The sequence below is a fragment of the Methylomonas sp. EFPC3 genome (genome assembly GCF_029643245.1).
Taxonomy (GTDB): Bacteria; Pseudomonadota; Gammaproteobacteria; order Methylococcales; family Methylomonadaceae; genus Methylomonas; species Methylomonas koyamae_B.
In genome coordinates this window covers 3,427,500-3,441,177 of the sequence record NZ_CP116398.1, presented here as the reverse complement: position 1 = coordinate 3,441,177, position 13,678 = coordinate 3,427,500, and the positions used below count along the sequence as shown (strand labels likewise).

Genomic DNA, 13,678 nt, shown 5'->3' with positions numbered 1-13,678 from the left:
CGTAATCCTTAACTCAGCATGTCCGCCGACCCTACCGCAAGTGTCGCCGTCGTCGGTGCCGGCCCGGCCGGTCTGATGGCGGCCGAGGTGCTAAGCCAGGCCGGGATCAAGGTCAGCGTCTACGACGCGATGCCGTCGGCCGGCCGCAAATTCCTGATGGCCGGCAAAGGCGGCATGAACATCACCCACGCCGAAGCCTTCGACACCTTTGTGACCCGCTACCCCGCGCGCCGCGCCAAACTGGAACCGATACTCAAAGCCTTTACCCCGGACGATTTACGGGCCTGGATCAACCAGCTTGGTATCGATACCTTCGTCGGCAGTTCCGGCCGCGTGTTTCCGACCGAAATGAAAGCCGCGCCGTTACTGCGCGCCTGGCTGCATCGGCTGCGAAGCGATGGCGTGCAATTCAAAATGCGCCACCGCTGGCTGGGCTGGGCGGACGGCGCGTTGCGCTTCGCCACGCCGGACGGCGAACGTCTGATCCAGGCCGACGCAACCGTCTTGGCACTGGGCGGCGGCAGCTGGCCGCAACTGGGCTCGACCGGGGCCTGGACCGAAATTCTGGCCGAACGCGGCATCGGCTTGTCGCTGCTCCGCCCGGCCAACTGCGGCTTTGAAACCCGCTGGAGCGATGTATTCCGCCAACGCGGCGCCGGCCAACCGCTCAAATCGGTGGTCGCGAGTTTTCGCAACGAAAGCGGCGAAACTTTCAGTCAGCAAGGTGAACTGACCGTTGCCGACTACGGCCTGGAAGGCGGCTTGATCTACGCCCTGTCGGCGCCGCTACGCGACGCAATCGCCTCTGCCGGTTCGGCGACGCTGTGGCTGGATTTATTGCCGGACCGCAGTCCGGAAAACATCGTCGAACGCCTGGCAAAACCGCGCGGCAAGGACAGCCTGAGCAACCACCTGCGCAAACGGCTCGGCATCGACGGCGTCAAAACCCTGCTGCTTCGGGAAGTATCAACCGCCGACGAAATGAATGACCCGGCGCAACTGGCCGCCGCGCTCAAAGCCCTGCCCATTCAATTGCACAGCCCACGCCCGATCGCAGAAGCCATCAGCAGCGCCGGCGGCGTCGAATTCACCGAACTGGATCAAAACCTGATGCTGCGCAAACTGCCCGGCGTATTCTGCGCCGGCGAAATGCTGGATTGGGAAGCGCCGACCGGGGGGTATTTGTTGACGGCTTGTTTGGCTAGTGGGCGGACGGCGGGAATGGGCGTGGTGGAACGGTTGAGATCGTGAGTGGTGTGTTAAGTCTTTACCTGCGGTCAAAATTTATCAATTGCCGGTGTGATGGACGAACAGGGAAAGGCACTTTGATCCGCTAATTTATCGAGTGGTGAGATGATTCATGGTAGACACTACTTTTGACTATTTGGCGTCTTGCTATGCTTAAAATGCGTGAACATCTCAATACCTTGCGACACGAAGCCGAAACAAGTCTACGGGCGTTGTATGCGCTTCGTCAGTTTTCAATTCTCCTGACTGATCAGAAGTCGGTTAACGAACTGAATAAGAATGTCCACTTTTGGAAGATCTTCGAATCAGCGCTGGAAAGTAAGTTATTTATTGGTATCCGTAGGCTCTTCGATTCGAGTGGGGATACATTTACATTTCAGTCATTTATAAAATACTGTATCGATCACATTGATCAGTTTTCGTCGGTGTCTCTTCGAAAACGAAAGACGGAGGGGTGCGCGAATGCGCACGAATGGATAGATGCCTTTATGGAGGATGTCCACGAACCAACAGAAGAGGAGTTTAAGAAACTCGCTAGCCTCGTCAGACATAACAGTAAAAAAATGAAAAATCTCTATACAGTCATCGCATCTAAAGTCCATGCTCATGCGATTTATACAGATGCTGAAGAAATCTTTAAGCTATCTCAGCGAGCAAACTTTGATGAAATAGAAAACGCACTTACGTCTATCTGGCACGTATATCAGCAAGTGTGGCAGATGTATGAAAATGGCTTGGCACCAGATTTGAACATTGGCAAGTACACATATATTGAAGAGGTAGTGGACTCAGTCAATCGGCAGTTGTTTATTAAGTGACCTATAACCCCTGTGCTCAAGCGGACAGCCCTCGTAGTTTTGAGTAGCATAGCGTCATCGAAGCCTCGGACTCTCGCTTTCTACGATGAAAATCCCGTTCACGCTCGTCTTTCTAGCTGTGGCATCAACGGCTTCGGCGGCGTCCTTCGACTGCACGAAGGCGATAAGCCGGATCGAAAAGCGGATTTGCGATGATCCAGTCCTCAGCAAGCTTGATTCAGTGTTGGCAGACAATTACTCGTCGATGATCGAAGCTGATTTCGGCGGCTCGAAGGCAGATCTCAAGGCGGAGCAGCGCGCCTGGATGGTCAAGCGGAATACCTGTAAAGACCGCGGATGCCTGATTGAGGCGTATCGACTGAGAATCGACCAAACGTGTGAATACGGGGTGATATCCGGAGCTCATCCGGTATGTGTTTATGCCGACGACGTTAATTTTCAGGAAGGGATGCGGCTACCGGACCCAAACGAGCCCAATTAGCAAAATCGTACGCATCTTAATTTCGTTCGGGCGATCCGCTGGCGGCTTATTTTGCCGGAATAAGATCGGCTGGTATTGGCTTAGCCGAATGGTTGCGGGCGTGATCGGAAGATATTGCTTACCGACCTGGTCTTAAGCGACCTAAAGCAGCCGATAGCCAATGCCAAAATTCTTGTCACTCCCCGGTTTCTGCGGCCGGGCTTTGATGTAGTAAAAAACCTTCCTTACAGGTTAACCACGGACAAGGCCCGCCGCCTAGCCTTGTCCGTGGTTCGAACGGCTTATGCTTTAGACCTTGGCCGAACCAAACAAGCGACGTCTCACGGTATAGAGCAAACCGGATAACATCAGCAGCGATGCGGGAGGCAGTGGAACTTGGGAGACCGGTTCGACCCAGTCGACTCTTGGCTTCCGGTCGCCTAGCGCGGTCCAACTGCTACCGCCATACGCAACTATCTGTAAATACCGTCCGGAGGCGGCAGCGAACTCAATCTCGTGGGTTTCAAAATGCGGTCCGAACCCTGACGTACCTATCCAGTCCGAGAACGTCGCTACCGGGGTTAAACTGTTGTAACTATTGCCTATGGCTGAATTTGACAGGTAAACCCAGTATTGCGCATTAGTGGCAGGCGCAACGGCGGCAGTGATCACCACTTTCGACAGGGTTTGACTGGCCCCCATATCCGCCTGGATCCAGTGCTTGCCGTAGGTACCCGCATTCCACACTCCTCCATTGAACGCTGCCTGTGCCGAAGTGCCGGGATAGGTTAAATCGGCACTGTACTGGCCGCTAGCCAAATCGGCAGCAAACGGCGAAATGATAGGCGCTGCGTTGACATCGACAGCAAGCGTTAGTCCTAATGCTGCCAGCATCAATGAAAGGTTTGTATTGGGCATCAAATACTCCTCAAGATATTTCGGATTGAAAGGTAACGGTTTATGGCCGGTATTTTTCTAAAAGCACAAAGGCTGGAGTATTGTCCCGAAGTCCAGCCCGCGTGGTTTGTTTTAGTAGAGCGAAGTCGTACCGGCGCTAATTTCGTTCCGCCGATTACGCTGCACCGATCGGGGCCATCAACCAGCCAATCCTACCCCTACACTTTCAATCCCTACCTGCCGAATCCCGGCCCGGTTTGTTATCATGGGCGGCAAACGTGTTCCGGCACCGGGCGCGGGAAAACAACAATTAAAACTTGAGGAGCACCATGATCATCAAACCTCGCGTACGCGGCTTTATGTGCGTCACCACCCATCCGGCCGGCTGCGCCGCCAACGTCAAACAGCAAATCGATTACGTCAAAGCCAAAGGCGCGGTCGCGGGCGGCCCGAAAAACGTGCTGGTGCTGGGCGCATCGACCGGTTACGGTCTGGCCTCGCGCATCGTTTCTGCGTTCGGTTCCGGCGCCAACACCCTGGGCGTATTCTTCGAAAAAGAAGGCACGGCCGACAAGCCCGGCAGTGCCGGCTGGTACAACTCGGCGGCGTTCCACCAATTCGCCGCAGCCGAGGGCTTGTATGCGAAAAGTATCAACGGCGATGCCTTTTCCGACGAGATCAAACAACGCGTGATCGATGCCATCAAACAAGATATGGGCAAGGTCGATCTGGTGGTTTACAGCCTGGCCGCGCCGCGCCGTACCCATCCCAAAACCGGCGAGGTGCATAACTCCACCTTGAAACCGATCGGCAAGGATTTGGTACAAATCGGCGTCGATACCGACAAGGAAATCATCAAGGAATTTACGCTGACTGCGGCAACTCAGGAAGAAATCGACAACACCGTCGCAGTGATGGGCGGCGAAGACTGGCAGATGTGGATCGATGCGCTGGCCGCAGCCGGCGTGCTGGCCGACGGCGCCAAAACCACCGCCTTTACCTATCTGGGCGAAAAAGTCACCTGGGACATTTACTGGGACGGCACCATCGGCGCGGCGAAAAAAGACCTGGATAAACGCGTGATCGACATCCGCGCCAAATTGACCGCCATCGGCGGCGATGCCCGCGTCTCGGTATTGAAAGCGGTGGTGACTCAGGCCAGCGCGGCGATTCCGGTGATGCCGTTGTATCTGGCGCTACTGTTCAAAGTGATGAAGGCGCAAGGCACGCACGAAGGCTGCATCGAACAAGTCGACGGCCTGTTCCGCGACAGCCTGTACAACGAGGCGCCGATTCTGGACAGCGAAGGCCGCCTGCGCGCCGATTTGAAGGAACTCGATCCGAAAGTGCAGGACGAGGTCAGCCAACTGTGGCCGCAAGTCACCAGCGAAAACCTGAACCAACTTAGCGACTTCGCCGGCTACAAGCACGAGTTCCTGAAGTTGTTCGGTTTCGAAGTCGAAGGCGTGGATTACGACGCCGACGTGAACCCGGAAATGCCAATCGAGAACATGGGCTAATCACACAGGCCGGAATCAGTGCGCCCGGCGCCAGCCAGGGCGGACCTTTCCGGCAAACACACCGAAAGTATCCGGTCTCGCCCACGCCGTAACGGATGTAACCCGATCCACACCATTTCGAAGCCAATCATGTCCATCCAAACCACGCTGCAAAAACTGCTCGACCGTCAGGATCTCAGCGCCGAAGAAATGAGCGCCGCGATGCGGGCGATGATGAACGGCGAACTGACCGACGCCCAAATCGCCGGCTTTTTGATCGCCTTGCGCTGCAAGGGCGAAACGGTCGACGAAATCGCCGCAGCGGTCGGCGTATTGCGCGAATTGGTGCGCAATGTACCTATCGACGGCGAGCACGTCATCGATACTTGCGGCACCGGCGGCGACGGCGCCAACACCTTCAATATTTCGACCACAGCGGCTTTCGTGGTGGCGGCGGCCGGCGGCAAGGTCGCCAAACACGGCAACCGCTCGGTCTCCAGTTGCTGCGGCAGCGCCGATTTGCTGGAACTGGCCGGGGTCAATCTGGAGTTACCGGCCGAGCGGGTGGCGCAATGCGTCAAAGACATCGGCGTCGGTTTTCTGTTCGCCGCCAAGCACCACAGCGCGGTACGCCACACCGTCAAGGCCCGCAAGGAAATGGGCGTGCGCACCTTGTTCAATCTGATCGGTCCGCTGTCCAATCCGGCCAACGCCCCGCACCAGCTGATCGGCGTATTCGACAAACAATGGCTGGTGCCGGTCGCCGAAGTCTTGAAGCGCCTGGGTAGCCGCCACGTGCTGGTGGTGCATGCTCGCGACGGCCTCGACGAAATCAGCATCGCCGCACCGACCGATGTGGCCGAACTGGTCGACGGCATCATTCATACCTACACCATCACGCCGGAACAATTCGGTTTGCAGCGCGCCAAGCTGGAGACCTTATCGATTGGCTGCGCGGCAGACAGCCTGACAATCGTCAAAGCGGTGCTGAACAACCAACCCGGCCCGGCCCGCGACATCGTCGCCCTGAACGCCGGCGCCGCAATCTACGCCGCCGACCTGACCGATTCGCTGGATGCCGGTATTCGCCGGGCGCATCAGGTGTTGGCGGATGGGAGTGCGTTGAGGAAATTTGAGGCTTTGATTGGGTATTCCGAAACCGGTTAAAGTATTGACGCGATGTAATCGTTCGATTACATTTTCTGCATGTACACAATCAAACAACTCCCCGCATTCAGCGAATGGCTGTTTGGCTTGAAAGATGGATTGACGCACCGCCGGTTGGCGCGCCGACTGGAAAAAGCACAACAAGGCAATCTCGGCGACGTGAAAGCGGTAGGCGAGGGTGTTTTTGAAATGCGTGAACATTTCGGTCCCGGCTGGCGAATGTACTACGTGCAGCGGGGCGAGGTGTTGATTGTGATGCTGGGCGGCGGCGATAAATCTAGTCAGGCTGCCGATATTGCCAAAGCTCAGTGCCTAGCCGCGTTGTTGGAGGACTGAATCATGAATGAAAAAATCAAAATCGCCGACTTACCCGTGTTTGACATTACCGAACATCTGGATAGCGATCAAGCCATTGCCGAATACCTGACCGTGGTTCTGGAAGAAGATGACCCGGCGGCCTTGGCTCACGCACTCGGCAGCATTGCCAGAGCGCGAGGCATGACCGAAATTGCCAATGCCGCCGGCATCAGCCGCGAGGCTTTGTATAAAGCCTTGCGTGCCGACGCCCAACCCCGCTTCGAGACTATCGCCAAAGTTTGTAAGGCGCTTGGGGTTAAGTTGACGGTGCAGACGAGAGCGGCTTGAGATTGTTTGTCGCTGCCACGCACTGTGGCGACACGAACCTAAACGTGAGGAATGGAGAAAAGTTTTTGTGCCGCTATCGCGACGGGATATTTAGAAGTCGGGTCTCGGCCCGACATCAAATATAATCCGTCGCGATAGCGACACTAAAGCAGACAATCAGCCAACTAAAGAACAAACAATGACTGACAACACCCCCGACATCCTAAAAACCATCCTCGCCAAAAAAACCGAAGAAGTCGCCCGCCGCAAGAACAACACGCCGATTTCAGTGTTGCAGGAAATTGCGACCGGCGTGCAAGGTCCGCGCGGTTTTTATCAGGCTTTGCGCAGCAAGGCCGACCAGCAAAAGCCGGCGATCATCGCCGAGATCAAGAAGGCTTCGCCCAGCCAGGGTGTGATCCGGGAGGATTTCAAGCCGGTCGAAATCGCGGTCGATTACGCTTTCAACGGCGCGACCTGCTTGTCGGTGCTGACCGACAAAGAGTTTTTTCAGGGCTCGGAAGCGAATCTGCAGATGGTGCGCGAAAGATGCCCGCTGCCGGCGATCCGCAAGGATTTCATGATCGACCCCTACCAAATCCACGAGTCGCGGGCATTGGGCGCCGATTGCGTGCTGCTGATCGTCGCTGCATTGGACGACGCGATGCTGCAGGAATTGGCCGATACCGCGACCGGACTGGGCATGGACGTATTGGTGGAAGTGCACGATGCCGCCGAATTGGAGCGGGCGTTGCGGCTGAACACCAACATGATTGGCATCAATAACCGCAACCTGCGTACCTTCGAGGTCTCGTTGCAAACCACGCTGGATTTGAAAAACACGATACCGGCCGACAAGCTGGTGGTTACCGAAAGCGGCATCCACACTCCGGCCGACGTCAAACTGATGCAGGATAACGGCATCTACACCTTCCTGGTCGGCGAAGCCTTCATGCGCGCACCGTCGCCCGGGCAGAAAATGCGGGAACTGTTCTTTTAAGGTTGTCCGCCGGTCCGAACCGGGCCGGCATCGTCACCCAGACTTCGATGGACCACCGTATTCGCGACCTGATTCTACGCGCCGCCGCGGCGGCCGATATCAGCGGCGCCGAACCGGTGCAAAGGCTATGGAGCGGTTATGGCCAGATCGTGCGCTACCGCTTGGTCGGCGGCAATCGCGCCAGCGTGGTCGTCAAGCACGTAAAGTTGCCGGTGCTGCGCAACGAAACGGACATATCCCATCAGCGCAAACTGCGTTCCTACCGGATCGAAACCGCCTGGTACGGCCAATGGAGCCGCCGCTGCGATGGGCAGTGTCGGGTGCCGGCCTGTCTGACAGCAGAGTCGTTCGGCGACGAGATCTTGATCGTGCTGGAAGACTTGGACGCGGCTGGGTTTTCAGCGCGGCGCAACCGTTTGACCGATACGGAACTCCGCGCCTGCCTGAACTGGCTGGCCCATTTTCACGCCACTTTCCTCGGCGTAAAACCGGATGGCCTGTGGCAAACCGGTACCTACTGGCATTTGGCAACCCGGCCGGACGAATTGCAGGCCTTGGCCGACCCCGGGTTAAAGCGCGCCGCGGCGGCGATCGACCGCAAACTCAGTGCCAGCGTGCATCAAACCCTGGTCCACGGCGACGCCAAACTAGCCAATTTCTGTTTCTCACAGGACGGCGAACGCGTCGCCGCGGTGGATTTTCAGTACGTCGGCGGCGGCTGCGGGATGAAGGATGTGGCCTATTTTATCGATAGCTGCCTGGACGGCCGTGCGGCGGAACGCCGCGAAGCCGAATTGCTGGACTTCTATTTTCAAGCGCTGAGGACCGCTCTGCAAACCAAAGCTAACAACGTCGATGCGGATGCGCTGGAACACGAATGGCGGATGTTGTATCCGGTTGCCTGGACCGATTTCCATCGTTTTCTGAAAGGCTGGAGCCCTCAGCATTGGCCGGCCGACAGTTACAGCGAACGGCTGGCGCGGCAAGTGATCGCGGAATTGACCGATAGCCCGGAACCCTGAATATGCGACTGTCGACAACCGAACTCAATTTACTCTGCCAGTGCGCCATTGCCGCGGCGTATCAGGCCGGACACATTATAGAAAGCCATGCCGGCCGCCGGATTGCGGTCGGCAATAAGACTGGCGGCGGCAGCCTGGCGGCGCAAGTGGTTACCGAAGTCGACCATCTGAGCCAGCAAGCGATCTTGCAGGCCTTGCATCCAGCCTGCGATGTGTTCGATCTGGCCGTGCTCTCGGAAGAGCAGGCCGACGACGGCAGCCGGCTGCGAAAAGACTACTTCTGGAGTATCGATCCGTTGGACGGCACCTTGCCGTTCGTCGAAGGCGTGCCGGGTTACTCGGTATCGATCGCGCTGGTCGAGCGCGGCGGAACCGCGCTGATCGGCGTGGTTTACGATCCGCTGGCGCGAACCTTGTATCGGGCCGTGCAAAACGGCGGCGCCTGGCGCGATTCGCATCTGTTGGAGTTGCCTAAAGCAGGCGGGAGCGTCCTGAAATTCATCACCGACAAGAGCTTTGCCGCCGACCCGCTCTACCCCGCGGCCCGGATTGAACTGGAACGTCTGGCCGTCGCATTGGGTTATACCGGTGCCACTCTGACCTTGCAGGGCGGTGCCGCGCTGAACGCTTGCCAAGTCTTGACCGATGCGCCGGCCTGTTACTTCAAATTCCCGAAACCGCAACCCGGCGGCGGTAGCGTCTGGGATTATGCAGCCACGGCTTGCCTGTTCCGCGAGACCGGCGCCATCGCTTGCGACATGTTCGGCCGGGCCTTGCTATTGAATCCGGACGGCTCCTTGTTTATGAACCATTGCGGCGTGCTGTACTGCGCGGATCCAGCTTTAACGGAAGGCATGGTCGAACTTTACCGGAAGCTGAAAAACCGTTAAATCCGCGACGCCGGTAACATACCGAGAACGGAATATGCACCTTCAGGCAATTGTAATATTACCGACAATTGACAGCCGTTTTGGCTTTACAGTCGCTTCTGTGTGATAGACTGCTATAATCGGAACAACTAATTTTGGATTTTAACCTTCGGAATCAAGCACTATCCGTAAGATGTTAAACAGGAGATTATGGATGCTGAGACATAACTTAGAGAATGATGGCGATACGCAAGGCGAAGTGGAGCTGTCGCGACGCAGCTTTTTCGGCCGCCTGGCGCTGGGTGCCGTTTTATCTATCGCAATGCCCGGCGTAGCTCATGCTGCCAAAAGTGCGGCAGTTAAAGCCGACAAGAACCACAGAACCGGCAAGGCGGCTAAAAGCGCGGCGCGCCTGCCCAAACACGAGGCGATTCAAGCCGGCAAAGCAGCGCGGCATGTGGAGAAAAAAACGCTAACCGCCCATAACAGTCATAAATCGGCGAAAATCCAGCACGGCCGGATACAACTGGCCCACGCCGACCATCACGCACAATACCAAGCCAGAATCCGCGACGTTTACCACGGCAAAAAGCACGGGCTACGTACCGCACAGATCAGCCATAGCCATGAAAGCGGCGGCAGAGTGCATTCGGTGATTCGCCCCGGCCAACGCGAGCCGATGATTGCGTTGGATCAGGAACCGATGTTCCTCGCCGACCGCAGCAGAATGACGTCTCACCGTTCGCTGGCGTTTCAAAATCCGCATACCGGCGACAAGCTGAATCTGACTTATTTCGAGAAAGGCCGCTATCTGACGGACGCGCTGGATGAAATCAGTTTCTTACTGCGCGACTACCGTACCGACGACGTGCATCCGATCGACCCCGAGTTGCTCGACCAATTGCACGATCTGAAACAAATGCTGGGCTTGCAGCAACCTTTCGGCGTCATCTGCGGCTACCGTTCGCCGTTGACCAACGCCAAACTGCACGCCGAACATACCGGTGTCGCTAACAACAGCTTCCACATGCACGGCCGAGCGGTGGACATCCGCATCGAACGTTTCGATCTGCGCCGAATCCACAACGCGGCGCTGGCCATGCATCGCGGCGGCGTCGGTTATTACCCGGAATCGAATTTTATCCATCTCGATACCGGTACTTTCCGGACCTGGACTTTTTAATAACTTCGCGCTCAGCCGCATAAAAAAGCGCCGATCCCGGCGCTTTTTTATGCCCGGTCCAGTTTGTCCACTACTGACTGCTGGTTGCAACTGCGGCTTTGCCGCTGGCGGCCAATTGGTTGGTGCCGGCAGTGGGTGCCTGCAATTTGTTCAAAGCTTTCTGCAGCAGTTCGTCCTGGCCGTAGATATCCGGATAGACGTGCAACTGGTCGGCGTGATCGATAAAGGTGGTCGCGTAGTAAAACAGTACCGGCACCGAACGTTTTAAGGTGACGTGGCGGGTTTTCGGCGCCGACATGGCTTGTTCTATCGTGTCCTTATCCCAGCCTTGCTGGTCGCCCAGCACGAACTCGGCCAGACGCTTGGGTTCGGCAACCCGGACGCAGCCGTGGCTGAGGTCGCGCCGCGGCCGGTTAAACGCGGCCCGGCTCGGCGTGTCGTGCAAATAAACGTCGGCGGTGTTCGGAAACACGAACTTGACCCGGCCCAACGGATTTTTCTTGCCGGGGCGCTGGCGGGCGCGCAGATAGCTGCCGCCGCCTTTTTCCTCGCTGTTTTGGTGCCGCACCAGTTCGATGTCCTGGCTGGCCAGATAGCCTTGGTTGTTCGCCGCTTTCGGTAAAATTTCCTTCTCGAAAATATTCTTCGGAATATTCCAGTACGGCATGAACTCCAGGTACTTCATTTCCTCCCACAGTACCGGGGTTTGTTTGTCCGGGGATTTGCCGACGATGACCTTCATATTCAACGGGTTGGCATCGTCGGGCGAATTGAACGCCCACAATTCGAAGGCCGGGATATTCACCAGGATCATCGGCCCGTCGCTCGGATCCGGAATCCAGCGCGAGCGCTCCATCGCCAACTCCAACTGCGCCAATTTTTCCTGCGGCGGCCGGTTGAATAAGGCGGCAGTCGCGGCGCCGATCACGCCGTCGGCTTTCAAGCCTTGTTGCTGTTGGACTTTTTTCACGGCTTCGGCCAGATCGGCATCGTAAACCTTGCTTTCCGGATTGGCGTTATCGGCGATCAGGCCCATTGCCAGCAGGTTTTGCCGCAGGTAAACGATATGGGGATGCTTATCGCCCGGGCGCAATTGCTTGCCGGGCTTGAATTCGTGCAGCGCGGATTGCCCGGCCAACAGTTGCATCCGGTTCCAAACCCGCTTCAATTGTTGATACTGCTTGGCTTTGGGTTCGAACACGGCCGCCAGTTCGCTCAGCGTCTGAGTTTCCAGATGTTGTTTCAACAAACCGGCAATATCCAACGCCGGCTTGGGGGCAATATGCACCGGGTATTGAACGTCGCGCGGATCGACCCGGCCTTGGCGCAAGTCGTGCAGAAACCGCACTAACGATACGGTCAAGGCCACGTCGTAGCCGGCAGCAGTCGCATTATCGGCGATCGGAGAACCCACGAATTGTTTCAGGCGCTCGACATCGTAGTTGGCGGGAGACAGCGCATTGCCAGCCGCGTTATCCAACATACCGAACAAATCGTTCAGGTTTTTTTCCGAGCGGTTGGCGTTAAGCCAAATCGGCTGAAAATTATTGGCTTGGTAGATTTGCACGACAAAGTCGCTAACCCGGCTGAAGTCGGCCCGCGCCAACAGCGGGTGTTGCCGGCTCAATAGCAAACTGCCGATCGGGTTGTCGGCCGGAATAAAATTTGCCGCCGGCACCGGCGCCGCTTCAATTGCCGCTGGAGCTATCGCTTCCGCAGCCGCAGGCGGCATATCCGTCGCCGATACCGGTTCGATTCCGGCGTAAGACATGCAGGCCGCCAACGCCAGCCAGGCCCGGTTAGGGCGCGAATCTTTCAAGGCATACGGTGTGTTAATCATGATAACGCGAGTTCTATTCCCATATAAGGCTGCCTAAGACCGGAGCGGACCGTTCTCTGCAGAAAATACCCTGACCGGCCAGGACTAATCACTCCGGTAACGCTTGAATTTTAAACCAGTTGTCGGCAGACGCCAGGTGCATTCTGGCATTTCTTCGAAAATGACTGCGGCTGCGGACTGGTCAAAGCGTGGATTAAGCCAAACCGGCCAAAAAAGCGTCCCAGGCGGCAGCCACCAACTGCTGGTGATGGCGACGCAACACGGTTTCATCAGGACAAGGGCCGTACTGTTGTTCGATCCGGCACCGGGCATCGGCCAGGAAATGACGCTTCAACACCGAATCTTCCGGGATCGCCCCGCCAGCGCCGACAGCATCCGCGGTTTGCTCGGCCGCAACCGGCTCGACCGCACGACCGGTATCGGCGTCTAGCACCTTGAGCTGCAGGGCCGCCGCTTGTATCTGCCGGTAATGGCGCAGTAACACCGAATCGGTCGGGTAGGGTTGCTCGATCGCGGCGCGCTCGGCGGCGCGTTGCGCCCAATAATGCCGATTCAATACCGAATCCTGCGGCACCTGCAATTCCACCGCTACCGGCAATAGGTCGGCATCCTGTTCAGCCGCGGACGCAGTGACGGCCACCGGCATATCCGGTTCGGCCGGCAGCGTTGGTTCGACTTCGGCGATAATGCCTTGGCTTGGTTCGGGCTTGGCTAGCGGCGGTTCGGAGCGCGGAACAGGCGAACCCGGTTGGCTTGGCCGGCCTTGGCCGGCTTGCTCGCTGACCAGCCTTTTCACGAACATCGAACCCCGGCTGGAAAAAATTTCCCGGTCGGTGACGACTTCCGGCGCGGTCAAATACGCTTTCGCGCCGTACAAGGCCGCCGCGACCAGAACCAAATCGAACAAAGTTTCCACGCCTTTCCCCCTATGTGATTATTATTGCCGCGCAATGGCCCGGCAACCGCGTTATCCGGGCCGGCATCAATTAAAATGCCATTGTCGAAGAATGGCTATCATTACATAAAGTTAGCAAAAATTTGATTAGTAATT

14 protein-coding genes are annotated in these 13,678 nt (G+C 57.0%); 11 read left to right on the top strand and 3 right to left on the bottom strand.

From position 1 onward, the window contains the following. The first annotated feature begins 18 nt into the window (after window positions 1-18). The 3 genes from PL263_RS15405 to PL263_RS15395 all read left to right on the top strand — a co-directional run bounded on the left by PL263_RS15405 (window position 19) and on the right by PL263_RS15395 (window position 2,547). On the top strand, window positions 19-1,251 hold the full coding sequence (locus PL263_RS15405; RefSeq protein WP_278210159.1) for a TIGR03862 family flavoprotein: 1,233 nt from the start codon (window positions 19-21) through the stop codon (window positions 1,249-1,251). Between the two features lie 146 nt (window positions 1,252-1,397). After that, a complete protein-coding gene (locus PL263_RS15400; protein WP_278210158.1) occupies window positions 1,398-2,066 on the top strand; it encodes a hypothetical protein in 669 nt (222 codons plus the stop codon). An 85-nt stretch (window positions 2,067-2,151) separates the two neighbouring features. Then, the gene (locus tag PL263_RS15395) at window positions 2,152-2,547 is read left to right on the top strand and encodes a hypothetical protein (RefSeq protein ID WP_278210157.1); all 396 of its coding nucleotides are present in this window, start codon (window positions 2,152-2,154) and stop codon (window positions 2,545-2,547) included. A gap of 288 nt (window positions 2,548-2,835) precedes the next feature. Here the strand turns inward: PL263_RS15395 and PL263_RS15390 are convergent, their stop codons facing one another. Next, window positions 2,836-3,444, bottom strand: coding sequence for a discoidin domain-containing protein (locus tag PL263_RS15390; RefSeq protein ID WP_278210156.1), 609 nt, complete (start codon window positions 3,442-3,444; stop codon window positions 2,836-2,838). 308 nt (window positions 3,445-3,752) lie between these two features. Here PL263_RS15390 and fabV point away from each other — a divergent pair, with 308 nt between their 5' ends. The 8 genes from fabV to PL263_RS15350 all read left to right on the top strand — a co-directional run bounded on the left by fabV (window position 3,753) and on the right by PL263_RS15350 (window position 10,787). Next, a complete protein-coding gene (gene fabV, locus PL263_RS15385) occupies window positions 3,753-4,943 on the top strand; it encodes an enoyl-ACP reductase FabV (protein WP_278210155.1) in 1,191 nt (396 codons plus the stop codon). Between the two features lie 129 nt (window positions 4,944-5,072). Further along, entirely contained in the window at window positions 5,073-6,089 is a 1,017-nt protein-coding gene (trpD, locus tag PL263_RS15380; RefSeq protein WP_278210154.1) for an anthranilate phosphoribosyltransferase, read from the top strand. Window positions 6,090-6,128: 39 nt separating this feature from the next. Then, window positions 6,129-6,425: a type II toxin-antitoxin system RelE/ParE family toxin gene (locus tag PL263_RS15375; RefSeq protein ID WP_256608988.1), complete on the top strand. Its 297-nt coding sequence runs from the start codon at window positions 6,129-6,131 to the stop codon at window positions 6,423-6,425. Between the two features lie 3 nt (window positions 6,426-6,428). Further along, the gene (locus tag PL263_RS15370; protein WP_256608987.1) at window positions 6,429-6,734 is read left to right on the top strand and encodes an addiction module antidote protein; all 306 of its coding nucleotides are present in this window, start codon (window positions 6,429-6,431) and stop codon (window positions 6,732-6,734) included. A 178-nt stretch (window positions 6,735-6,912) separates the two neighbouring features. Continuing rightward, entirely contained in the window at window positions 6,913-7,713 is an 801-nt protein-coding gene (gene trpC / locus PL263_RS15365; RefSeq protein ID WP_278210153.1) for an indole-3-glycerol phosphate synthase TrpC, read from the top strand. Between the two features lie 47 nt (window positions 7,714-7,760). After that, the gene (locus PL263_RS15360) at window positions 7,761-8,735 is read left to right on the top strand and encodes a phosphotransferase (protein ID WP_278210152.1); all 975 of its coding nucleotides are present in this window, start codon (window positions 7,761-7,763) and stop codon (window positions 8,733-8,735) included. Between the two features lie 2 nt (window positions 8,736-8,737). Continuing rightward, window positions 8,738-9,625, top strand: coding sequence for an inositol monophosphatase family protein (locus PL263_RS15355; protein WP_278210151.1), 888 nt, complete (start codon window positions 8,738-8,740; stop codon window positions 9,623-9,625). A gap of 193 nt (window positions 9,626-9,818) precedes the next feature. After that, window positions 9,819-10,787 (top strand): DUF882 domain-containing protein, encoded by a 969-nt coding sequence (locus PL263_RS15350; RefSeq protein WP_278210150.1) that lies wholly within the window; start codon window positions 9,819-9,821, stop codon window positions 10,785-10,787. A 70-nt stretch (window positions 10,788-10,857) separates the two neighbouring features. Here PL263_RS15350 and PL263_RS15345 read toward each other — a convergent pair whose 3' ends face one another. Then, window positions 10,858-12,627, bottom strand: a complete 1,770-nt coding sequence (locus PL263_RS15345) for a L,D-transpeptidase family protein (RefSeq protein ID WP_278210149.1) — start codon at window positions 12,625-12,627, stop codon at window positions 10,858-10,860. 193 nt (window positions 12,628-12,820) lie between these two features. After that, complete coding sequence (locus PL263_RS15340; protein WP_278210148.1) at window positions 12,821-13,543, bottom strand: hypothetical protein; 723 nt, start codon at window positions 13,541-13,543, stop codon at window positions 12,821-12,823. Between the last annotated feature and the right edge of the window lie 135 nt (window positions 13,544-13,678).